This window comes from Plantibacter sp. MPB07 (assembly GCF_046619465.1).
GTDB classification, from domain to species: domain Bacteria; phylum Actinomycetota; class Actinomycetes; order Actinomycetales; family Microbacteriaceae; genus Plantibacter; species Plantibacter auratus.
Window position 1 is genome coordinate 3,445,530 of the sequence record NZ_CP177043.1, and the last position, 23,179, is coordinate 3,468,708.

At 69.8% G+C, this 23,179-nt stretch carries 20 protein-coding genes; 12 read left to right on the forward strand and 8 right to left on the reverse strand.

All coding sequences use genetic code 11. The features are described from left to right. Positions 1-65 precede the first annotated feature (65 nt). Complete coding sequence (locus ACLIME_RS16025; RefSeq protein ID WP_159877052.1) at positions 66-620, reverse strand: hypothetical protein; 555 nt, start codon at positions 618-620, stop codon at positions 66-68. Positions 621-719: 99 nt separating this feature from the next. On the opposite strand from ACLIME_RS16025, the gene ACLIME_RS16030 reads away from it, so the two are divergent. The 6 genes from ACLIME_RS16030 to ACLIME_RS16055 all read left to right on the forward strand — a co-directional run bounded on the left by ACLIME_RS16030 (position 720) and on the right by ACLIME_RS16055 (position 6,958). Further along, positions 720-1,469, forward strand: a complete 750-nt coding sequence (locus ACLIME_RS16030; protein ID WP_411557533.1) for an ABC transporter ATP-binding protein — start codon at positions 720-722, stop codon at positions 1,467-1,469. Continuing rightward, a complete protein-coding gene (locus ACLIME_RS16035; protein ID WP_159877056.1) occupies positions 1,469-2,293 on the forward strand; it encodes a hypothetical protein in 825 nt (274 codons plus the stop codon). Before ACLIME_RS16030 ends, ACLIME_RS16035 begins: the two co-directional genes overlap by 1 nt. 14 nt (positions 2,294-2,307) lie before the next feature. Beyond that, complete coding sequence (locus ACLIME_RS16040; protein WP_411557534.1) at positions 2,308-3,540, forward strand: serine hydrolase domain-containing protein; 1,233 nt, start codon at positions 2,308-2,310, stop codon at positions 3,538-3,540. Between the two features lie 68 nt (positions 3,541-3,608). Then, on the forward strand, positions 3,609-4,880 hold the full coding sequence (locus ACLIME_RS16045; RefSeq protein WP_411557535.1) for a sensor histidine kinase: 1,272 nt from the start codon (positions 3,609-3,611) through the stop codon (positions 4,878-4,880). Beyond that, complete coding sequence (locus ACLIME_RS16050) at positions 4,877-5,539, forward strand: response regulator (RefSeq protein WP_159877062.1); 663 nt, start codon at positions 4,877-4,879, stop codon at positions 5,537-5,539. The genes ACLIME_RS16045 and ACLIME_RS16050 overlap by 4 nt, the downstream gene beginning before the upstream one ends. 978 nt (positions 5,540-6,517) lie before the next feature. Continuing rightward, a complete protein-coding gene (locus ACLIME_RS16055; protein WP_159877064.1) occupies positions 6,518-6,958 on the forward strand; it encodes a hypothetical protein in 441 nt (146 codons plus the stop codon). A 445-nt stretch (positions 6,959-7,403) separates the two neighbouring features. Here ACLIME_RS16055 and ACLIME_RS16060 read toward each other — a convergent pair whose 3' ends face one another. Continuing rightward, positions 7,404-8,132, reverse strand: a complete 729-nt coding sequence (locus tag ACLIME_RS16060) for a potassium channel family protein (RefSeq protein WP_411557536.1) — start codon at positions 8,130-8,132, stop codon at positions 7,404-7,406. Positions 8,133-8,200: 68 nt separating this feature from the next. Here ACLIME_RS16060 and ACLIME_RS16065 point away from each other — a divergent pair, with 68 nt between their 5' ends. From ACLIME_RS16065 to ACLIME_RS16080, 4 genes are all read left to right on the forward strand, one after another. Next, entirely contained in the window at positions 8,201-8,815 is a 615-nt protein-coding gene (locus ACLIME_RS16065) for a hypothetical protein (RefSeq protein ID WP_411557537.1), read from the forward strand. 148 nt (positions 8,816-8,963) lie between these two features. Further along, positions 8,964-10,007, forward strand: coding sequence for an ABC transporter substrate-binding protein (locus tag ACLIME_RS16070; protein WP_411557538.1), 1,044 nt, complete (start codon positions 8,964-8,966; stop codon positions 10,005-10,007). Then, entirely contained in the window at positions 9,980-11,095 is a 1,116-nt protein-coding gene (locus tag ACLIME_RS16075; RefSeq protein ID WP_411557539.1) for a FecCD family ABC transporter permease, read from the forward strand. Before ACLIME_RS16070 ends, ACLIME_RS16075 begins: the two co-directional genes overlap by 28 nt. Continuing rightward, the gene (locus ACLIME_RS16080; RefSeq protein WP_411557540.1) at positions 11,092-11,877 is read left to right on the forward strand and encodes an ABC transporter ATP-binding protein; all 786 of its coding nucleotides are present in this window, start codon (positions 11,092-11,094) and stop codon (positions 11,875-11,877) included. Before ACLIME_RS16075 ends, ACLIME_RS16080 begins: the two co-directional genes overlap by 4 nt. Here ACLIME_RS16080 and ACLIME_RS16085 read toward each other — a convergent pair. The 6 genes from ACLIME_RS16085 to ACLIME_RS16110 form a co-directional block, all read right to left on the reverse strand. Then, positions 11,843-12,751, reverse strand: coding sequence for a PhzF family phenazine biosynthesis protein (locus ACLIME_RS16085; protein WP_159877076.1), 909 nt, complete (start codon positions 12,749-12,751; stop codon positions 11,843-11,845). The two genes, ACLIME_RS16080 and ACLIME_RS16085, sit on opposite strands and share 35 nt — an antisense overlap. 9 nt (positions 12,752-12,760) lie before the next feature. Continuing rightward, entirely contained in the window at positions 12,761-14,947 is a 2,187-nt protein-coding gene (locus ACLIME_RS16090; RefSeq protein WP_411557541.1) for an alpha-galactosidase, read from the reverse strand. Positions 14,948-14,974: 27 nt separating this feature from the next. Next, positions 14,975-16,966, reverse strand: a complete 1,992-nt coding sequence (locus ACLIME_RS16095; protein ID WP_411557542.1) for a DUF2264 domain-containing protein — start codon at positions 16,964-16,966, stop codon at positions 14,975-14,977. Then, positions 16,963-18,894, reverse strand: coding sequence for a hypothetical protein (locus tag ACLIME_RS16100; RefSeq protein WP_411557543.1), 1,932 nt, complete (start codon positions 18,892-18,894; stop codon positions 16,963-16,965). The genes ACLIME_RS16095 and ACLIME_RS16100 overlap by 4 nt, the downstream gene beginning before the upstream one ends. A 29-nt stretch (positions 18,895-18,923) precedes the next feature. Beyond that, positions 18,924-19,952 (reverse strand): hydroxyacid dehydrogenase, encoded by a 1,029-nt coding sequence (locus ACLIME_RS16105; RefSeq protein WP_411557544.1) that lies wholly within the window; start codon positions 19,950-19,952, stop codon positions 18,924-18,926. A 103-nt stretch (positions 19,953-20,055) separates the two neighbouring features. Then, the gene (locus ACLIME_RS16110) at positions 20,056-21,147 is read right to left on the reverse strand and encodes a substrate-binding domain-containing protein (protein WP_124768321.1); all 1,092 of its coding nucleotides are present in this window, start codon (positions 21,145-21,147) and stop codon (positions 20,056-20,058) included. Between the two features lie 141 nt (positions 21,148-21,288). Here ACLIME_RS16110 and ACLIME_RS16115 point away from each other — a divergent pair, with 141 nt between their 5' ends. Further along, positions 21,289-22,284, forward strand: coding sequence for an ABC transporter permease (locus ACLIME_RS16115; RefSeq protein ID WP_411557545.1), 996 nt, complete (start codon positions 21,289-21,291; stop codon positions 22,282-22,284). Beyond that, positions 22,281-23,168 carry a carbohydrate ABC transporter permease gene (locus ACLIME_RS16120; protein WP_079704680.1) on the forward strand — a complete coding sequence of 296 codons (888 nt, stop codon included), beginning with the start codon at positions 22,281-22,283 and terminating at the stop codon, positions 23,166-23,168. Before ACLIME_RS16115 ends, ACLIME_RS16120 begins: the two co-directional genes overlap by 4 nt. Positions 23,169-23,179 lie beyond the last annotated feature (11 nt).

Consider the following 23,179-nt stretch of genomic DNA (forward strand, 5'->3'; position numbering starts at 1 on the left):
GCGATTGTGAAGCGGTGGTCATTCGCCGCCGAACGTGCGAGCCCGCGGACGCGGCAGCGCGGCCGCTACTGGAACCGACTCGTGAGGATCACCGAGCTGGTCGCATCGTCGAGGAGCACCTGCGTCGAGCGGCCGTCCTGCGAGAAGGCGTCGTCGAGAGCGGACGAACGCACGAACGGTCCCGGCGGCAGTGCGTCGTCGAGTCCGGCGTCGAGGTCCGGGAGCTCCGCCTTCGCGTCCGAGCCCGCCTCACCGGGTGCGAGCGCGCGCAGTTCCGCGTACCCGGCCTCGTCCAGGACGACGACCGCATCGATCCAGTACGTGCTCGGGCCCGGAACCCGCTCGTCGCCCATGGTCCCCGACATCCAGGTCGCCGAGAGCGCGGTGGCGAGTTGCGGGAAGCGGTCGGTGAGCGGCCCGAGCTCGTGCCGGATCTCACCGGTGCCCGAGCGGGTGGCGGAGTCCGATGCCGATGCGGATGCCGCCGTCGTCCGGTCCGGCGACGGTGACGACGCGCAGCCGGCGAGCAGACCGGCGACCACGACGACCACCGTGGCCACGACGGTCGCGCGCGGCGCGAGACGGTGACGTCGATCATGCATCCGAGCAGTCGTGTCCATGCCAGCAGCCTAGAGGTCGTCGATCACTGTCCGTTCGGCCAGCCCGGGACTGTGCGGCAGGCGGGGGTGCCCGGAGCGGCTTGCGCCGAGGCTGGAGCCATGAACCTCTCCACCGCCCATCCCGTCGAGGCTCGCGGGCTCCGCAAGACCTTCCACGGTCGCCCGCGCGTCGATGACGTGTCCTTCACCGTCGCCCCTGGCCGGGTCGTCGGACTCCTCGGCCCCAACGGCGCCGGGAAGACCACCACCATCCGCCTGCTGCTGGGACTCGCCCGTCCCGACGCAGGGGACGGCCTCATCCTCGGCCGCCCGTACCGCGAGCTCGATCAGCCGGCGCGCACCGTCGGCGCCGTCCTCGACGCGGGCGGACTCCACCCGGCCCGCACCGGGCGGCAGCACCTCCGCATCGCCGCCGCGCGGATCGGGGTCGACGCTGCCCGCATCGACGCGGTCCTCACCGAGGTCGGGATGGCACGCGACGCCGACCGCCCCGCCGGCGGGTACTCGCTCGGGATGCGTCAGCGCATCGCGATCGCCGCAGCTCTCCTCGGCGAGCCGGCCGTGCTCATCCTCGACGAGCCGTCGAACGGCCTGGACCCGGCAGGCATGCAGTGGCTGCGACTCCGGCTGCGTGCGTTCGCCGACGCGGGTGGGACGGTGCTGCTGTCGTCCCACCTCCTGTCCGATGTCCAGGACATCGCGGACGACGTGATCGTCATCACCGACGGTCGCGTGCTGGCGCAGTCGTCGATGGTCGACATCCTCGCCGCATCGGGCGGTGACCTCGAGGCGTACTACCTCCAGGTCACCGGAACGGCCCAGCTCACCGAGAACGGGCAGGTGCGCTGATGCTCCGCGCTGAACTCACCGGGCTCGTCACCACGACCGCGACGAAGGTCACCGCGGCGGTCGCCGTCGTGGGACTCATCGTCACGCAACTCGCCTTCGTCACCCTCATGCCCGCCCTCGCCGACGGCGACATCGGGCCGGGGCTCGACGCCCTCGGGAGCGACTTCCCCGTCCTGGACCTCGCCGCCCGTGCCGTCCAACTCGACGCGCTCAACCCGCTCGGCGCGTCGATGGGCAGCGGCTCCATCGGTGTCGCACTCCTGGCCATCACCCTGCTCGGTGTGCTCGCCGGCACGAGTGACGACCGGTACGGCGGCATCGTCGGCGCTGTCCTCGCCTCGCCGAAGCGGTTCCGCATCGTCGCAGCGAAGGCGGGCGCAGTCGCACTCGTCGGCGCCGCCCTCGGTGTCGTGCTCGCCCTCGTCAGCCTGGTCACGCTCGTGATCACCTTGGCAGCCACCGGGACGCCGTTCGTCCTCGGACTCCCGGACCTCGCAGCACGGTTCGGGCTCGGCGTCCTCGCCGTCACCGCCCTGTCGGTCATCGGCCTCGCGGTCGGACTCATCGTCCGCACCCAGCTCGCCGGCGTCCTGACGATGATCGGGATCCTCATCCTCGAACCGATCGCCGTCTCCTCGATCCAGCTGATCACCGGCGGCATCGTGCCGGTCTGGACCCAGTTCCTGCCCGTCGCCCTCGCCCAGGGCGTCATCCACGGCGGAACGGACGGGCTCGGACCGTCCGTCGTCATCCTCGCCCTCGTGGCCCTCACCGCCGCCCTCACTGCGGCCGCATCCGCTGCGCTCGCGCGCCGCGACATCTGAAAGGAATCACCCACATGAACGACCAGACCCAGACCCAGACCCACACTCAGACCAAGACGCAGCACCAGACCCGTCACCGCACGATCATCGCCGTCTCGGCCGCCGCCGCGCTGCTCGCCGGAACCGTCTCCCTGAGCGCCTGCTCCAGCGCCACGGAGCAGACCGCCGGCTCCGGCTCCGCATCCGGGCCGCTGCAGGACCGGATGCAGTCGCTCGTCGACGCCGGCTACCCCGCGGCGCTCGCCTCGGTGATCGGACCGGACGGCGAGGCGCTCGACGTCGCGGCCGGCATCGGCGACCTCGCGACAGATGAGCCGGCCCCGGTCGACGGCGAGGTGCGGATCGCGAGCAACACGAAGATGTTCGTCTCGACCGTCGTCCTGCAGCTCGTCCAGGAGCGGAAGGTCGCGCTCGACACCCCGATCGACACCTACCTCCCTGGGCTCATCACCGGCGATGGCATCGACGGCACCCACATCACGGTCCGTCAGCTGCTCCAGCACACGGCGGGACTCCCCGAGTACGCCGACCAGATCGCCGCCGACGCGTTCGCGGCACAGGAGCGCTACACCTCGCCCCGGGACATGCTCGACATCGCCCTCGCCAAGCCGGCCGTGTTCGCGCCGGGGGAGCGGTGGGCGTACAGCAACACGAACTATCTCGTGCTGGGGCTCATGGTCGAGAGCGTCACCGATCGGGCGCTCGCCCAGCAGATCGACGAGCGCATCGTCAAGCCGCTCGACCTCGAGCACACGTACTTCCCGGCGCCGGGCGAACGCGAGCTGCGCGGTGAACACCCGCACGGGTACCACGCGAAGACCGTCGGCGACCTCCTGGACATCACGGCCCTCGACACCTCGTTCGCCTGGTCCGCCGGTGCGCTCGTCTCGACGCCGCACGAGCTCAACGTCTTCATGAAGGCCCTGCTCGACGGTGAACTCCTGAACGAGGAGACCCTCGCCGAGATGCAGACCACGGTTCCGGCGGGTGACGAGCTGTGGCCGGGAGCGGGTTACGGGCTCGGCCTGCAGAGCTACCCGCTGAGCTGCGGCGGTGTGGCCTGGGGCCATGGCGGCGACATCCCCGGAACCCAGACGCGCAACGCGGTCGGTCCCGACGGCACGGCCGTCACCATCGCCGTCACCTCCCTGCCGTGGGCGGTCGTCTCGCCCGACGACAACGAGCGGTTGATGAAGCAGTACCGGATCGTCGTCGACGCCCTCGACGCGACCCTCTGCGAGCGATGATCACTTCCCACCGGACGCCGAGCGCCGGCCCCAACCGGGGTCGGCGCTCGGCGTGGTTGACTCGACCCATGACCTCTCCCGCACGGCCCGCCCCGCTCGCGGTCCGTCTGCGCTCGGCGCTCCCGCCGGTCCTGGTCCTCGCCGGTGCGGTGGGGTACCTCGGGGTCGTCCCGTGGGTCGACGAGCTGCACGCCGTGCCGGGTCAGGTGTCGCCGTGGGCGCACGCGGGGCTGGTCGTGCTCCAGGCCATCGCCCTGCTCTTCCGGCGTCGGCACCCTGTCGCGGTGTTCGGCGTGGCGGTCCTCCTCGACCTCCTGGTCCTCGGGTCCAGTGGTGGCGAACTCGGGATCGGCTCGTTCGGCGTGATCCTCGCCACCTACGCGCTCGCTCGTCGCGCGGAGCGGCGGACGGTCATCCGCGCGCTGGTGGCCGGTGCGGTCGCGACGACGGTGGTCGGCGGCATCGCGATGATCTTCGGGTCGTCCGAGGAGCCGCTCATCCTCGTGTTCGCGGCCGTTGCGCGAATCGTGTTGCAGTACGTGCTCCCGGCCGGTGTCGCCGAGTACGCCAGGGGTCGCGAGCGCCTGCTGTCGGCGATCGAGGACCAGGCACGCATGGCCGAGAACGAGCGTCGCATCAGCGTGCAGAACGACCTCCGCGCTGAGCGCACCGCCCTCGCGCGGGAGCTGCACGACATCGCCGGACATCACCTGTCAGGGATCATCGTCAGTGCGCAGGCGGCCAGCGCCCTGGTGGAGCGCGACCCGGAACGTGCTCGGGAGATGCTCCAGACGGTGCAGTCCGATGCCCGCACGACGCTCGTGGACCTGCGGCGGACGGTCGGCCTGCTGCGCAGCGACGATGCGGACGCCCAGGGAGGCGGAGACGGATCGACGCTCGGGCCGGCGACCATTCCGACGATCGCGGCGATCCCGGAACTCGTCGAGGCGGCGCGGTCGCGGGGGCAGCACGTCGCCTACACCGTGACCGGCGAGCCTCGTGTGCTGGGGCCGCTCGCGGAGACGGCCGCGTATCGGACCGTCCAGGAGTCGCTGGCGAACGCCGCCCGGCACGCGCCCGGAGCCGTCTGCCGCGTGGCGGTGCGGTTCGAGGTGGACGCGATCGAGCTCATCGTGACGAACGCGGCGTCGTCACAGCGGCCCGCTTCACCGGCGCGCGACGGGTACGGCCTCTGGGGCATGCGGGAGCGTGCCGAACTCATCGGAGCACGATTGACCGCGGCGCCGACGGACGACGGCGGTTGGTGCAACCGCCTCACCATTCCTGACGAGCACCGTCCCGACCAGCAGGGTCCCGACCAGCACCGGAGTGACGCATGATCCGCCTTCTCATCGCCGACGACCAGGCGGTCGTCCGCGCCGGCCTCTCGGTGATCCTCGGGGCCGAGCCCGACATCGAGGTCGTCGGTGAGGCGATCGACGGTGCCGACGCGGTGCGGTTGGCGAAGGAACTGCGTCCGGACCTGATCTGCATGGACATCCGGATGCCGGGCACGGACGGGATTGCGGCGACCCGCACGATAACGGCGGACCCGGACCTCGACGCCGACGTCCTCATCCTGACGACCTTCGACGTCGATGCGGACGTGTTCGCCGCGCTCGAGGCCGGTGCGGCCGGCTTCCTGCTGAAGGGCGCGGACGAGGCGACGCTGCTCGCGGCGATCCGTTCCGTTGCAGCAGGGGAGGGGACGCTCGACCAACGCCTCACCCGTCGTATCCTGCGTGAGTTCTCGGAGCGCAGGCGGGAGACGCCCGCGGCCACGATGGCACCGGCGGAGTCGCCGCTCACCGACCGCGAGTTCGAGGTGCTCGACCTCCTCGCGCAGGGACTCTCCAACGCGGAGATCGCCGACCGGCTCTTCGTCGAACCCACCACGGTGAAGTACCACCTCGCCGGTCTTTTGCAGAAGACGGGAGCGCGCGACCGCCTGCAGGCCGTGCTCTGGGGCATCCGCGCGGGGCTCGTCGACCCGCGCTAATCGGAGTGCAAACGAAATAATATATATTATTGGCTCTTCTTCTACGTGTGTTTTTGAGCGCTACACGGCATGCGATGTTGGACGCGAAGGGACCGGATGGCTGTCGCTACCCAGCGGACGTGTCGTTACACGTGTTCCTTGCTGGAGCTCGTGGAGCGAAGAGCGGACGTGGGTGGGCCGACCTGGGCAGACTGCGCTGCCTGCGGGCTCGAAGCGCCGGAAGCCCTGGGGGCCATCGGGCACGCGGGGGACTGTCTCGTCGTGCTGATGCCCGGCTGATCTCGTCGCAAGGGTGGTCGTCGGGACGTGCTCGGGCGCCGCGCTCTATCGGTGGCGACACCGATCGTCTTGCTCCACAAGGTGCGTTGGCCGCACACGGACACCGGTCGACACATCGTGACGCCGCACGCGTCGACGTCGCCGATAGAGTGCGGTGACGGGTCGCGGACCGGTCTGAGCCTAGGGAGCGCCGATGTTGGTTCGTGTTGAGTGCTCTCCAACGACTGGCCAGGCTCCATGGCTGACCACTTGCTGTCCTGTGGAACGAGCAGGACAGCACTGCATGTTCATCCAAAAGCATAATATTGCCTTTATTGGCAAACTCTCAGGATATTGCTATCTTCCGCGCCAGGTCGCCGATCTTTGGGGCCGGTGTTGAATGATCGAGGAGGTTGAGCGGTTGCGAGAATGCGACTTGGGGACTAAGCCTAAAGTGTCCCCGCAGATGAATTTTGTAGTAATGACGAAAATCGGGATGGACTGATATGGGTTGGCAGAAGAAGCAAATTTTGCGAGACATCTTGATTGTTTCGGCTTCTGTGATTGTCTGCGTGGGGATATCGTTCCTTCTCGTCTCTAGCTGGCTTCCGGGGCTTCCGATAGGGGTGCTGCTGGGATTGGTGCTACAGCTGATCTTTAGGTACCGGTCGACGAAAAAGTCCCAGCGGTCAGAATAGTTCACACTCAAAGGAGAATGTTGTGTTCACAACTCTGAAAGGCAAGCTCGCGGGATTCGCGCTCGTTGCTGCTCTTGGCGTAGCTGCACCCGTCGCCGTGGCTTCATCTGCCTCGGCAGAAGACTGTGATCCTGGCGCCCGACACGACATCTGGGCGACTCCTGATGCCGCGTACGATGCTGTCACGCTCAACGCATGCTCGGCTCGAATCCTCTCCGATGAGTACGGGGCGAGCAGCGGCTACACGGGAGTCGTGGGGCTCATCACTTCATGGATTCCGGGGATCCCTGCGAAGACGGCCTCCGGACTCTTCGGCGTCAAGTCTGTCTCTGATTTCTTCGTCGGGAACGGGCTCGCTTCCTGCTCGAACAATTTCACGACGACTGTCAAGGTGACATTCGCAAATGGCTCGTTTGCCGGCTGTGAAGCTGGTTCTCTGGGCAATGGTGGCGGGATGCGGTAGATATCACCGGACTGGAAATGTTGTCTCTGCCGTAACTGAGCTTCTCAGAGGGGCGTCGTGGAATCTCCGCGGCGTCCCTCCAGCTTTGTTCAGGTCGCCCAGCGAGCGAGGCGTTGCGTTGCTCGAGGTAGCGGTCGATCGAGTTTCGACTGAACGAGCCGATGGGGCTCGGTCGTTGAGTTCGGGCCGAGCGTTCGGGTTCGTAGCAGCGATCTCGTGGAGACCTTTACGTACGGACAACTCGTCGAGCACCCGACGCAACCATGAAGTCATCGTCCGCGGCGAGCATGGCGAAGATCTCTTCTGGGGGGGGGGGGGGGGCTCGCGAGATGTCAGGTTCCAGCGGACGCTGGGGTCTGGGTCGCGCGCTTGGCGGCGCCACTCTTCAAGTTGCTCTGGGTTAGTCATACTTCGCGCTCTCAGAAGGAACGTACTGGGTCTGCAATTACTTCGATGATGCGCCGTCCGGAAGTGTCTCGCCCACTTTCCCTTCCATGAGCTGCCGAAGCGACGCGATCTCGGTCGTGAGTGCTTCGATGTGCGCACTGGTGATTGCTTCGGATACGGCCTCCCTTTGCTCGACGCGTTCGACGATCCATGAGGCAAGGGTGGCAGTGACGACACCGATAAGGGCGATCCCGCCGATCATGACTCCGACGGCAACGAGCTGTCCGGTGTACGTCACGGGGAAGTAGTCGCCGTAGCCGACGGTGGTGATGGTGACGAATGCCCACCAGAGGGCTTGGCCAAGTGTCTGGATCGCGCCGTCACCGCCGCGTTCAGCATCGAGAACCGCAAGACCCGCGACGTACACCAGGAGCGTGGATGCGCCGGCGGCATAGATGATGACCCGTCCCCGGAAGGCGGCGCCGGCGGTCCGGTTCAGGATCGCCAGGAGAGTGACGAGCCGGAGCAGGCGCAACGGGCGGAGCATCGGGAGAACGACGATCGCGAGGTCGAGAAGGTGCGTGTAGAACCAACGCCATCGCGGGTTCGCGAGCACCAGATTGACGACGTAGTCGGCCACGAAGACCACCCACGTCGCCGCGATGATGACCTCGGCGACGCTTCCGCCGGGTTCGGCGATCACCTCGTATGAGTACGCCGCGAGGAAGACGACCGCAGCGATCGCGAGGGGCCATTCAGTGAGCTTCTGCCAACGTGCCTGGGTCATGCGGCGAGCGTATCTGGAGGAGGAGCCCTCGCCCGGACGGGTTGAGAGCGAGCGGTTAACATCGTGGAGTGATTGTCGCGATCGAGGGTCCGAGTGCTGCCGGCAAGACGACCTGGTGTCGAGCGGCAGCGACGGAGTTCGTCGCTGAGTACGTGCCTACGGGCAACGAACCTGATGGACGTGACCCGGAGGCCCAAGCGAGGTATTGGACCGGAGTGAACGGAGATCGCTGGTCGCAAGCGATCGCTCTCGAGCGCCGAGCCGGAGTGGCTCTGTGTGACAGCGATCCCCTCAAGCTGCACTACTCATGGTGCCTGGCTCGCATCGGCGAAGCTTCTGCGACGCGCTTCCTCGCTGAATTGGGTGCTGTCCGTGAGGCGATGCGGCGGCGGCAGATCGGAATCGCTGACGCTGTCTTCCTGACCCTGCCCGAGGAAGGCGTTTTGCGGCGCCAGAAGGACAGCGACACGACACGGTCCCGGCGCGCCTTCGAGCTGCATGTCCGGCTACGCGGCCCCCTCGAGGAGTGGTATCGCACGCTTGACTCTCTCCGTCCCGGGAGCGTGGTCTGGGAGCTACCGCCAACGGGGGTGGCAGATCTCGTGCCAGCGCTGCAGCCCGACGACCGCTACGACGTTGACCTGCTCGATGCGCTCGAATCCCGACTGCCGCAGACCAGCTGACAGCAGACCCCTATTTCAGGTTGTCGACGGTCGCTCGGTGCGCGCGGTCGTCCGATGAGTCGATCGGCGGTGACCGGTCGACGATTCGCGCGCCCGGTCAGGTAAGGCTATCCTTCCTAGGTCCCACCCCTCGAATGAAGGAGACGACGTGCACCAGCGCGCCGCCATCAGCCTCGTCCTCGCCGCGGCGCTCGCCGTCGGACTGTCCGCCTGCGGCGCGTCCGAAGCGGTCGAGCCCGAATCGACCGCCGCCGCCGGGCAGGGCGCGACGGACTACCCGCTCACGCTCGACAACTGCGGCACCGAGGTCACGATCGACGCCGCACCCCAGCGGGTCGTCTCCCTCGACCAGAACTCGACCGAGATCCTGCTGTCCCTCGGGCTCGAGGACCGCATCGTCGGCACCGCCTCCTGGACGGACCCCGTCCTCGACTCCCTTGCCGACGCGAACGCCGACGTCCCGCGCCTGGCCGACAACGCCCCCACCTACGAGGTCGTCCTCGGAGCCGACCCGGACTTCGTCACCGCGTCCTTCGGCCGCCACTTCAACGAGGGCGGCGTCGCACCACGCGAGCGCTTCGCCGAGACCGGTGTCGCCAGCTACCTCTCGCCCACCGACTGCGACAACGGGACGAGCATCAACGGCGGCGGGACGCGCACGACGCCGCTCACCATCGACGCGCTCTACCAGGAGATCACCGAGATGGGAGAGGTCTTCGACGTCTCCGACCGTGCTGCCGCGCTCGTCGCCGACCTGCAGGCCCGTGCCGCGAAGGCGACCGAGGGTGTCGACTTCGACGGCACGACGGTCGCGTTCTGGTTCGCCGACACGAAGACCCCGTACGTCGGCGGCGGGCTCGGATCCGCCGCGCTGCTCGCCTCGACCACCGGGCTCGACAACGTCTTCGGTGAGCTCGAGGACGACTGGCCGGCCACCACGTGGGAAGACCTCGTCGACCGCGACCCGCAGGTCCTCGTCCTCGGCGACCTGCAGCGCGACCGGTTCCCCGGCGACCGCCTCGACGACAAGGTCGCGTTCCTGGAGTCCGACCCGCTCACGAAGACCATGGACGCGGTGCGCAACCAGCGGTACATCGCTCTCCACGGCGCCGAGCTGAACCCCTCCATCCGCTTCGTCGACGGCCTCGAGAAGATCAAGGCGTGGTGGGTCGAGCACGAGGACGAGCTCTGAACCCGGAGACGGTGACGAGTGGCGACACGGTGACGGCCAGCGACACGGCGCGGCGACCCGCCTCACGCGCACGCCGCGCGACGATCACCGGCCTGCTCGTCCTCGCCGGCGTGGTCCTCCTCCTCGTCTCGGTCGGCGTGGCGATCACGCTCGGACCGGCGGACATCCTGCTCGTGAACGTGCGGGACATCGTCGCGAACCACCTCGGCGTCACCGACATCCCCGTGAAGCTGTCGAAGGACGCGATCGTGTGGGAGGAGCGGTTGCCGCGGGCCTTCGTCGCTGCAGCCTGCGGAGCCGGGCTCGGGCTCTGCGGCGTCATCATGCAGTCGCTCCTCCGCAACCCGCTGGCCGACCCGTTCATCCTCGGCATCTCCTCCGGTGCGTCGACCGGTGCGGTCGCGATCGGGATCCTCGGACTCGGCGGGGCGTCGATCGGCCTCTCCGGCGGCGCGTTCATCGGCGCGCTCGTCGCCTTCGGACTCGTGCTCCTACTCTCCCGTCTGTCGGGCGGAGGGACCGACCGGGTCGTGCTGGCGGGCGTCGCCAGCACGCAACTCTTCTCCGCACTGACCTCGCTGATCATCTTCGCGTTCGCCGACTCGGACGAGACGCGCGGCGTGATGTTCTGGCTGCTCGGCTCCCTCGAGGGCGTGCGCTGGGACGACGTGGCACTCTGCGCGATCGTCGTCGTCGCCGGGTCGCTCCTGTGCCTGCGGTACGCCCATGCACTCGACGCGTTCGCCTTCGGTGAGGACGTCGCGGCGTCACTCGGCATCCACGTCGCGAGGACGCGGGCGATCCTGCTCATCGCGACGGCGCTCATCACGGCGACGCTGGTGAGCGTCGCGGGGGCGATCGGCTTCGTCGGGCTCGTCCTGCCCCACGCCGCCCGCTTGCTCGTCGGGCCCCGTCACGGTCGGCTCATCCCGGCCACGGCGATTATCGGTGCGATCTTCATGGTCTGGGTGGATGCCGGCTCGCGCGTCGCGTTCTCGCCGACACCGCTGCCCGTCGGCGTCGGGACCGCGCTCGTCGGGGTGCCGGTCTTCATCGCCCTGCTGGCGCGGAGGAGGACGCGGGTATGACACTCCACGCTGAGCACGTGTCCTGGAACCGCGGCGGTGCGCTCGTCGTCGACGGCGTGACGCTGCACCCCGAGCCGGGACAGACCGTCGGCCTCCTCGGGCCGAACGGGTCGGGCAAGTCATCGCTCCTGCGGGTGCTCCACGGACTCGTGAAGCCGACCGCGGGCCTCGTGACGCTCGACGGTGTCGACCTGGCGTCGGTCGGTCGACGGCGCATCGCGCGTTCGGTCGCCTCGGTGACGCAGCATGCCGACACCGACGTCGACATCACGGTGCGCGACATCGTGCGGCTCGGCCGGATCCCGCACCGCTCGGGACTCGGCGGTGACAGCGCAGCCGACGAGACCGCCGTCGTCCGCGCGCTCGCCCACGTCGGCCTGCTCGACCAGGCCGGCCGCCTCTGGCACACCCTGTCCGGAGGCGAACGCCAGCGGGCACAGATCGCGCGGGCGCTCGCCCAGGAGCCACGTGAGCTCCTCCTCGACGAACCGACCAATCACCTCGACATCCGACACCAGCTGGAGCTGCTCGACCTCGTCTGCGCGCTCCCGGTCACGACCGTGATCGCCATCCACGACCTCAACCTCGCCGCGATGTACTGCGACACGGTCGTCGTACTGCGCGCCGGTCGGGTGGTGGCTGCCGGGGCACCGGGCGAGGTGCTGACCGCGGCGCTGATCGCGGACGTCTACGGCGTGGCGGCCGAGGTGACGCTGGACGTCGAGCGCGGGTATCCGGTGGTCACGTTCACGAGATCGGCTGGGCCGTCCCCGTCACGGTGATGCCGCCGGTGGCCGGGACGTCGACCGTCAGCAGACTGGGGGCGCCGACGTGGTGGCCCTGCCGGACGAGGATCCGAGCCGGAGGAATGAGGAGACCGAGCACCCGCAGGTAGCCCCCGAGGGAGGCGGCTGCGGAGCCGGTCGCCGGATCCTCGGTGATGTCGCCGACGGGGAAGAGGTTGCGGGCCTCGACGAGCAGGTGGCCGGCGTCGTCGATCCCGTGGTCGTGCACGACCGTCACCGTCCCGGCCCAGCCCTGCACGTCCATCAGCGCGCGCAGCGCGGTCGGGTCGAAGGTGAAGCCGTCGAAGACCTGCTGCTCGCGGATCGCGACGACCGGGTGCCGGTTGCCGGCGAACGACTCGCGGAGCGGCCACCGCTCGTCGAGGTCGGAACGCTCGAGCCCGAGCAGCGACAGCAGGCGATCGGCGACCTCGGCGTCGAGACCGCGCACGGTGGGTTCGACGCTGGTGAACGACGCGGTGATCGATCCGGTGCCGCCGTTCGTGTCGCCGTTCGTGTCGGCGTCGGATGCGGTCTCGACGACGAGGGGTCCGACGTTCGTCTCCAGCGTGAAGCGTCCGACGCCACGGCGCTCAGCCAGGGCGACGGCGGTGGCGATGGTCGCGTGCCCACAGAACGGCACCTCGGCACCGGGGGAGAAGTAGCGCATGCGCACGTGGCGGTCGTCGCCGTCGACACCCGGGTCGACGACGAACGCCGTCTCCGGATACGCGACCTCGGTGGCGATCGCCTGCATCTCGGCGTCCGACAGTGCCGAGGCGTCGAGCACGACACCTGCGGGATTACCGCCGCCGGGTTCGGCGGCGAAGGCCGTGAGGCGGAGGAGCTCGGGAGGTCGCGTGGTCGACATCCGACGATGCTAACCCGCGTCGCCGTCCTCGCCGACTGCTGAGACCTCCACGATCCAGGCCCGTTCCGGTGCGGACGACGGGGTCTGGAGGCCCGAGTGCGACAGCACCGCCCCGGAGGCGACCACTCCGGTCCACCCGGCGAGCGGGCCGTCCACCTCGTCCTCCTCGCCGAACCAGGCGGGCACGGCGCGACCGCCGGTCGGCTCACCGATGCGCAACGGCCGAACCCGGTAGCGACGCTCCGGGTCGAGTCCGCGCAGGGTGAACCGCCCGATCCTCGCGACGTCCGAGCGGCTGAGGAACGCGAGCGAGAACAGGGCACGCGACCGGTCCTCGGCCACCACACCCGTGATCTGGAGTGTGTCGTCGAAGACGTCCTCGCGCACGAGCCTCCCCGTGTGCAACAGGTCACGCGTCCGGCGGTAGAGCCCGAACCATCCGCGCAGTTCCTCCAGTTCGGCCGGGGACGCCTGCCGCAGGTCCCACTCGACCCCGAGATGACCGAAGAGCGCGGTCGCCGCACGGAAGGACAGCTCGTGCGAGCGGCCCGTGGTGTGCGAGCGCCCGGAGGCGATGTGGGCGCCGAGCCGCTCCAGGGGGACCAGCTGGGCGGTCCAGCGGTTGATCTGCTGCCGCTCGAGCGGGTCGCTGCAGTCCGAGGCCCACACGCGGTGCGTGCGCTCGAGGACGCCGAGGTCGACGCGTGAGCCGCCGGAGGAGCAGGACTCGATCTCCAGCTCCGGGAATCGACGCGTGAGTTCGTCCATCAACCGGTACACGGCCGCCGTCTGACGATGCACGCCGGCCCGACCGTCGGGTGCCGACCCGGCGTCGACGAGGTCGCGGTTCTGATCCCACTTGATGTACGCGATGTCGACCTCGGTCAGGATCGCGGTCATCCGTTCCAGGACGGCGGCGAAGGCCTCTGGTCGGCCGAGATCGAGGACCTGCTGGTTCCTGGCGGGGATCGGCAATCGTCCGCCCGTCTGCATGATCCAGTCCGGGTGCTCCCGGGCCAGATCGGAGTCGAGGTTCACCATCTCCGGCTCGAACCACAGACCGAACTCCATCCCCAGGCTCCGGACCCGGTCGGCGAGCGGCTGCAGCCCGTCGGGCCACACCTCCTCGTCGACGAACCAGTCGCCGAGCCCCGCGCGGTCGTGTCGTCGCCCACGGAACCAGCCGTCGTCGAGGACGAACCGCTCGATCCCGAGCGAGGACGCGACCTCGGCCAACTGCATCAGAGCCTCGGCGTCGTGATCGAAGTAGACCGCCTCCCACACGTTGAGCGTGAGCGGTCGGTCCCGCGCCGGATGGCCGGATTGCGCGCGCAGGTGCTCGTGGAACATCGCGGCCTGGGCGTCGAGCCCGTCCCCGTGGGCGCCGTACACCCAGGGGCTCGTGTAGGCGTCACCCCTGGCGAGGCGGATCTCGTCGGGCAGCAGCAGTTCGCCGCCCCCGATCACCTGGTCGCCGGTCGAGAGCCGTTCCGCGAGGTGTCGCTGGTTGCCGCTCCACCCCACGTGGACGCCCCAGACCTCGCCCGTGGCGAAGCCGAACCCGGGGACGCCCACGTTCAGGACGAGCGGCGCGTCCGGCCCGGTCCGCCCGCGGCGGTCCTCGCGCACCCAGGCGCCGACCCGGAGCGGCGAGCGCTGCGGCGTCCGCTCCTTGCCCCACCGGCCGGCGAGGTCGAGGACCTCCCGGGCGCGAGCCGGGATCGGGAGCGCGAGATGCAGGTCGTCGAGCCGGTAGACGCCGTCGGCGACGTTGCGGAGCGTCGCACGGACACGCAGGAGACCGGCCTCGCTCAGCTCGAACTCGATCCGGATCGCCAGGCCCGCCTCGGCGTCCTCGCCGTCGACGGTCACCGTGCGCGGGGTCACCTGCGCCGGCCCCATCGTGAACAGCGGCGACCAGTCGCGTCCGTCCCGGCTGCCGGTGATGCCCGGCCGACCGAGCCAGGCCTCGCTCTGCTCCGGCAGCACCGCGAGGCGGGTCGGGCGGTCGGGGGCGTTCTCCGTGACGAACCGCTCCGCGCCGCGCACGACATCGGCGAGCTCCGTAGCGTCGAGCGCACCGAGGTCGGCTCCCCAGTGCGCGATCGACGGCAGATGTCCGTCGCGCAGGTCGATCACGACGCTCACGGCGCGCGATCGCAGGTGGACGACGGACTGTCGGGTGTCGGTGGACATGGGGTCCTTTCGGATGGGGTGCGGTGGTCAGTCCGCGGACGGGCGTGCGAGCTGGCCGTCCCAGGGGACGAAGGTGGCGAGGTCGACGTCGTGCACGGTTCCGTCGGTCCACCGTGCGACCAGTCGGGTCCCGGTCACGTCCACCGCGACCGGGAGGTCGGGTGTCTCGCCGTCGTCGAAGCGGAGGGTGTGGAGCGCGGCCAGGACGGTGTGCCCCGGAGTGCTGGCGGCGTACAGCGCCGGAACCGCCGAGTGCGGGCCAAACGCGTTGGCGTCACGGTAGGCGACGGCCTCCGCGCGGTCCCAGCCGTGCAGCCCGACGATGGTCGCTGCGAGCCCGTCGCGACCGACCACCGTGGCCCGAGGCACGGCCACGGCGGGATCGACCACGGTGCGCAGGATGGCGTCGTCGGCGACGGCCGCACCGCCCTCGCGGACGGTCCAGGCGCGCGTCGATTCGACGAGGTGCGCGCGGAGCTCCTGATCGCCGTGGACGATGCTGACCGTGGTGACGGCGCAGCCCGGCCACACTCGGCCGTCGAGCTGTGGGAGGTGCACCGAGCCGGAGACCTCGCCGACGGTCCGCATCCCGCGGATCGCGGCGCGGCGACTCGCCCGCCCGTCCTCATCGAGCAGCGCGAGATGGCCGTCGACGTTCTCGTCCCACGCCGCGCCCGTCCCCGGGGCCGTGTGCGAGGAGTACCCGAACTTGGCGTAGTGCGGATCGTCCGCGTCGGCGCGAGCGGGCTCGACGGGGATCTCGCAGTGGTCGCTGCCGTGGTTGGCGAGCGTCACGACACCGTCCCGCTGCGAACGCAGGATCCATCCGACCGCCGGCAGCACGGTGGTCTCCGGCGGCCCGTCGGTCGGTTGCGGGTGTTCCGGAGCGGTCCACACCGGGTCGTCGCGGTCGATGGCGAGCCCGAGGAACCCGATGCCCGCGAGGTAGGGCGAGCCGAAGCCGCTGTAGCTCTGCGCGGTGGGCTCCCACGGCCCGTACCAACCGAGACTCAGCGGGCCGTCGACGCCGACGCCGTGCCGGACGAAACCCGAGACCACCCCGGAGGCCAGGCGTCGCGTCGCGCCGGGACTCAACGGGTTCACCCCCGAGAGCTCGGCGCACCAGAGCCCGGCGAGGGCGGCCGTCCGATAGCTCAGCGAGCGGCCGACGTGCACCATCGACCCGTCCGGCGCGACCATGCGCGCGAAGGAGCCGGTGAAGTCGTGCAGCCGTTCCAGATGCCGTGAGCCGTCGGCCGTGCCCGTGCGGTCGGTCATGCGGTACCAGGCCCAGAGGTAGGGGTGGATCGCCCACGCGTTGTAGTAGTCGATCGCGTGTTCCGGACCGTCGGTGTACCAGCCCTGCTCCAGGTGCCACGACTCCACGCGGGCGACGTTCCTCGTGCCGTTCAGCCCGGTGACGTCCTCGTCGACCGAGCGGAGGAACGCCTCCGCCATCGCCGGGAAGAGCTGCCAGTTGTTGTGCCAGACCTCGAGGCGCGCATGGTGGCGCAGCCAGTCGGCGATCTGCACCTGCTCCTTCCGGGTGAGCCCCGCCCACAGTCGGTCGCGACTGACGTACAGGCCGAACGCGATGTTCGCCGCCTCCACGATCGAGTTGGTGACGCCCGTGCCGGGGGCCCGACACGTCACGCCCAGCGGCCAGGACTCCTGACCGTCCGGGGCCGTACCGGCGAGGAGTGCCCGGCTGTACCAGGCGACGAGGTCCTCGACCCCGTCACCATCGCCGGCACCAGGGCCGTCGCCACCGCCGGCGATCCGTGGTGCGGCGAGGAGGAAGGAACGACCGACCGCCTCCATGCCCTCGCGTGCGACACCGTCGCGGGTGACCCGACCGGGCAGCCGAGGAATGCCGCCGAGCGGGCTCTCGAACCGGCGGACCTCCGCCAGCCACCGGTCGGCCGTGGCCTCCCATTGCGCCCGCGTCCACCCGGTGAAGGGTGCGGCGACGGGGTCCGCGGCCGGTAGACGGAACGGCGGGAGCGGGTCGGGCGTCATCGTCGGGCCTCCATCGGTGCTCCCGGTTCCGGGTACTGTTCCGCGCGGCGCACCCGCAGCGCGTGTGACCCGCTCGTCGCGGTGGCGCGCTGCACGAGCCGGATGCGGAAGACGGCCGACCCCCAGACCTCATGGAGCTTCGGGTCGTCGATGTCGATCCGGTCCACCGCCACCTCGAACGCGGGGTCGGTGTCCAGGCGGGCGTCGCCGACCAGGACACCGTGATCGTCGGCGACCGGCTCGGCGGCCGTCAGGAAGGTCAGCGTCATCTGCAACGGTTCGGCGAACGCCCAGTGGTCGTCGACGAGGACGGCGCAGGCGGCACGGTCGAGCGTCACCGTGCGGTCCAGTGCTGTGAGTCGGGCCTCGGGCGGATACGCACCCAGGAGGGACGTGGCGAGGACGGAGCGGTCGCCCTCGTCGGAGAACCGTGTCCCGCTCGCCGTGAAGGACCGACCATACGGTTGCTCGACCCCGGCAGGGAGGGGGACGTTGTGGAAGGCGCTCCGCATGGTCCAGATGCCGTAGCGGGTGTCGGGCATGAAGGTGTCGCGGTGGTACACGCCGACACCCACGTCGATGAGGACGGGCTCACCGTCGAGCGAGACGATGACCCCGCCGACGTCGTTGTGGTTGTGGCTGACGTCGTTGTGACCACCCTTCGCGGCGACCGCCCAGCCGTCCACGCGACCGGCCTGCTCGCGGAACACCGCCACCTCCGTTCCCGGTGCGTACCAGGAGGAGGGCATCCCCGGCGTGGCGTCGCCGGCCGTGGTCCACGCCGGGTCGAGCAGCTCCGCGAGCGTCCGGCGGAACAACGGAGCCAACTGCCCTGAGAAGCCGAGCGGATGCGAACGCCCCATCCAGCGGGCGTGGGCAGCCACCTCGTCGTCGCCCACGCGCTCGCCGAAGCGGGCGAGCAGGTTCCACGTCGCGTTCGACGGCAGGCTCGCGGACCCGTCCGAGAAGTTGACCTGTGACGTGGCCGACAGCTGCATGACCATCGGGAACCGGGCCATCGCGGCGACCGGCGGGACCGCGAAGCCGTCGAAGGCGCCGCCGGTGAGGTCGCCGAGCAGGTCGAGGGCCTCGAACAGGGTCGCGCCCGCCCACCACCAGTACGTCGCACCCTCGTCGCAGCTCCCGTCCTCGGCGTACCCGGCACGGAAACGGTCGAGGACGGCGACCGCGCGGTCCACCGACGCCGCCAGCTCGGACCGATCGGTCTCGACCACGGCGGAGCACACGAGCACGTTCGAGACGATCCACGGGGCCCAGTTGTTCGGCGGTCCGTCGAGCCCGTGCCAGAAGTCCACCTCGTCGCGCCACGGGTCCAGGACCCGACGACGGATCTCGGCGTGCACCCGTGCGCGCAGTCCCGGGGAGGTCCGCTCCAGGCGGTCCCCGGCGATCGTGTCGATCGCGGCGAGCATCCCGCCGATGTAGGCGTCCGAGAGGTCGAGCACGTCACGACCGGGGATCGGGAGGAAGGGGCGCTCGCCGGACTCGGGCAGCGCGTAGTGGGAGGGCAGACACCAGGCGGTCAGTTCGCAGAGCCGCCAGACGCGGTCACCGAGCTCGCCGACCCAGGCGTCGTCCCCGGTGGCACCGAGCGCGAGTGCCGAGGCGGCGACCGAACCGAGGAGGGCCTGCTGCGCCGTCTCGTACGGGATCCGGTCGCCCTCCGCGCTGTACCGGGCCCAGAGCGACAGCGTCGGCGGGTTGCGGTCCGCCTCCGCGCACCAGCGGTGGGCCGCGTCGACGAGGGCCACCCGGTCGCGCTCGGCGACGCGGCCCCAGGCCTCGCGGTGGTCGACCGACGGTCCGGCGCTCCAGTCCCCGACCCGCAGTGCGCGGCGGGCCCGGTCGTCGAACCGTCCGGCGAAGCTCGTGCTCGTCGGCGCGGTGTGGTCTGTCTCGAGGGTCATGGTCTGGCCTCTGGTGTTCGGTGCTCGGTTCACGCCTGCAGCGCGAGGGCGGCGAGGGTGATCGGTCGCTGGAAGGTGCCGAACCGGACGAAGTGCAGGGCCTCGTCGACCGTGTTGGCTGCGAGACGTGCGAGCTCGTTTCCGGCCGAGCCGGCGATGTGCGGCGTGATGACCGTGTTGGGGGTCGACCACAGCCGGGAGGAGGGCGGCAGGATCTCCGGCGAGGTGACGTCGAGGATCGCGACCAGGTCGCCGCGGTCGAGTCGGTCGGCGAGCGCGTCGTGATCGATGAGGTCGCCTCGGGCGGTGTTGATGACCGTGGTCCCGGGCCGCATCAGCTGGAGGAGGGACCGGTCGACGAGGTGCCTGGTGGAGGGGAGCGCCGGGGCGTGGAGCGTGACGATGTCGCTGTGCGCGGCCAGCTCGTCGAGCGTGACGCAGGGCACCCCGAGGGCCGCCTGCTCCTGGTGGTCGAGGGTCGGATCGGCGACGACGACCCGCACGTCCAGGGAGGCGAGGCGCTCGACGACGAGGCGGCCGATCCGGGAGGCGCCGACGACGCCCACCGTGATCCCGTGGCTGCCGACCGTCGGCCACGCCCGCTCCGCATCGACGGGGGCTCGAGAGGCCCGCAGCGTCTCGGTGGCCCAGAACGTGCGCTTCGCGGCGAGGATCACCATCGCCATCGTGAACTCGGCGACCGGGACCGCGTTGGCCGTCGCACTGGAGGTGAGGGCGACCCGGCGTTCGAGGAGGGCGTCGGTGACGATGCCGCGCACGCTGCCGGCCGAGTGCGCCACGGCCCTGAGTGACGGCAGGGATCGCAGGAGCGTCTCGTCGAGCACGGGGGAGCCCCAGCCCGTCACGAGCACTTCGACCGCGGCCAGCTGGGCGCGGTCCTCCGCGCGCTCGAGCCGGAGCGGGCGGTCCGACGGCAGCCTGGCGTACGGCTCCGACCGCAGCCGGGCGAGGTCCGGCGCGGAGAACACCCGTTCGAAGGTGCCGTCCGGCATGAGGAAGCCGATCGTGCCCGTGCGGGCGCTCTCGCTCTGCGGCATCGTCGCCTCCTGGTCGTCTCGGCAGCAGGCTCAATCCCAATCGGAGCCGCCCGATCGTGTCAAGCACGCCCGTTCAAACGAACAGGAATCGAACAGCACAGGGCTATCGCGGTGGCGCGGTCGACTCGCGGAGGCTCAGACTCGGCCGCAGGCTCATGTGGCGTGCGGAGAAGCCCTGCTGGGCCGCGGCCGAGATGCGCTCGAAGCACATCGTCGCCGCGAACCGGCCGATGTCGCGTTTGGGCGGTGCGACCGCGGTGAGCGGCACCCGGGCGAGCCCGGCCACCTCGTCGTCGTACGCCACGATCGACAGGTCGTCGGGGATCGAGAGCCCGAAGTCGAGCGCCGCGTCCGCGAACTCGACGGCGTAGTGGTCCGAGTGCATGAACACCGCGGTCGTGCCGGACGCCACGCACGCCTCGAGGTACCGCCTCGTCTGCTCGCCGACGCCGTGCCGGTCGTCGATGATCGCCGTGCTGGCGTCCTCGCGCAGGCCGAGCTGGCGCCGGGCGCGCTCGTAGCCGAGCCGCAACGACGGCGTCGTCGGGGTGTCGAAGGCCGCCATCCCGACCCGCTCGTGACCGAGGGCGGCGAGGTGTCGGAGCGCGATGGCGGCGCCGGCGGCATGGTCGGTGCGCACGAACTCGAGTCCGTCGCCCACCGGGGACTCCGCGACCGAGCGCTCCACGAGGACGACGGGGACCGGTGCGCGCTCGAGGAGCTCGAGCGTCGCGAAGGCGTCGAGGACCGAGGTGGTCACGAGGAGGCCGTCCACTCCGCCGGCCAGCAGTCGCTCGATCTGGTCGCGCTCGCGGGCGGGGTCGTAGCGCGAGACACCGAGGACGATCCGACCGCCGAGCGACTGCGCCCGCTCCACGGCACCGGCCACGATCGTCGGGAAGTAGTAGCTCGGATCGGGCACGACGAACCCGAAGGTGAACAGGGTGTCGGCGGCACCGGGGGCCGGCGTGGGGCGGGCGCCCGGCCGGTGCGGGATGCCCGTGGTCGGCTGCGTGTCGATCGAGACGGCCCCGCCGTGCACCCGACGGAGGCGGCCCTGCTCCCCGAGCTCGCGCAGGTCCCGCCGGACGGTCATCGCGGAGATGCCCATGCGCTCGGCGAAGTCGGCCGCGGAGAGACTGCCGTGGATCCGCAGTTCGGCGAGGATGCGGTCGTGACGTTGCGAGAGCTCCATGATCGACTCCGATGTTCGATATCTGTTCGGATGATTAGATGATCTTGACTTTACTCAACGGCCCCGCGAAAGATTGCCAACGTTCGAGAGAACGACGCGGAAGCACCCGACGGGGCCTCCGCTGCGAGCAAGGGAGCTGCTGTGAGCGCGACGACGACCGATCGGCCGGAGACCATCCGACCACCGATCGCACCCGCAGGTTCCGGCGGCCGGCCGACGAAGCGCAAGGTGCCGTTCGGGATGCAGCTCCGTCGCGACTCGCCACTGCTCATCATGGTGACGCCGGCGGTCGTGCTGCTGCTGCTGTTCGTCTACATCCCGCTGCTCGGGAACGTCATCGCGTTCATGGACTACCAGCCGTACATCCCGATCCCGGACAGCCCATGGGTGGGCTTCGCCAACTTCTCGGCGCTCTTCGGCGATCCGGCGTTCTGGAACGCGGTCTCCAACACCCTCCAGATCACGTTCATCCAGCTGGTCCTCTTCTTCCCGGTCCCCATCGCGCTGGCCATCTTCATCCACTCGCTGACCTGGCCCTGGCTCCGCTCCATCGTGCAGTCGGTGCTCTACCTGCCGCACTTCCTGTCCTGGGTCATCGTCGTCGGCTTCTTCCAGCAGAGTCTCGGATCGGGAGGGGTGCTCAACACCTGGCTGCGGCAGCTCGACCTCGGGACCGTCTCCGTCATGTCCGACCCGGCGACCTTCAAGCTCCTGCTGTCCTCGCAGGTGATCTGGAAGGACGCGGGCTGGGGCACCATCATCTTCCTCGCGGCGCTCGCGGCCATCGACGACTCGCTCTACGAGGCCGCCGCCATCGACGGAGCGGGCGCCTGGAGCCGGTTCTGGCACATCACCCTGCCCGGGATCCGGCCCATCATCGTGCTGCTGCTCATCCTGCGGCTCGGCGAGGCGCTGTCCGTCGGCTTCGAGCAGATCATCCTGCAACGCAACGCCGTCGGCCCCGGAGCCGCCGAAGTGCTCGACACCTACGTCTACTACCACGGCGTCATCGACGGGAACTGGAGTACCGGCATCGCCGCCGGCCTCATCAAGGGTCTCGTCGGTCTCGTCCTCATCCTCGTCGCCAACAAGGCGGCGCACATGCTCGGCGAGCAGGGAGTGTATTCCAAATCATGAGCACCATCGTCCGACCGGTCTGGGCGGGGAAACCGAAGCCCGTCGTCCTCGCGCTCAAAGCGCTCGCGATCGTCATGATCCTCGCCGTCATCCTGTTCCCGTTCCTCATCGTGGTCTCCACGAGTGTGTCGACCGCCGAGGACGTCACGGCCGCCGGTGGCTACGTCGTGTGGCCAAAGTCCTTCACGCTCGACGCGTACCAGCAGATCCTCGCCGGGGGCGTGGTCACCCGCGCGATCCTGGTGACGCTGTTCGTGACCGTCGTCGGCACGCTCATCAGCCTCGTCTGCACCGTGTCGGCAGCGTGGGCCCTCAGCCGGCGTTCGTTCTTCCAGCGCCCCGTGCTGATGATCGTGCTCGCCACGTTCCTCTTCACCCCGGGACTCATCCCGCTGTACCTGATGGTGAAGCAGCTCGGCCTGCTCGACAACGTCTGGGCGCTCATCCTGCCCGGTGCGTTCAGCGTGTTCAACATGGTGGTCGTCCGCGGCTTCATGATGGGCATCCCGCAGGAGCTCATCGACAGCGCGAAGATCGACGGTGCCGGGGAGTTCCGCATCCTCGGCACGATCGTCCTGCCGCTGTCCCGCGCGGTGATCGCCGTCGTCGCCCTCTTCTACGCGGTCGGGTACTGGAACGCGTTCTTCAACGCGCTGCTGTACATCAACGACACCTCCAAGTGGACGCTCCAGCTCGTCCTGCGCACCTACGTGCTGCAAGGGTCCTCGCTCGTCGGTGGAGCTTCGGACGCCTCGGTGCTGCCGCCGGCCGAGTCCCTGCAGATGGCCGTCGTGCTCATCGCCATCGTCCCGATCCTCATCGCCTACCCACTCGTGCAACGCCACCTCACGAAGGGTGTGCTGACCGGCGCCGTCAAGGGCTGACCGGTCCGCAC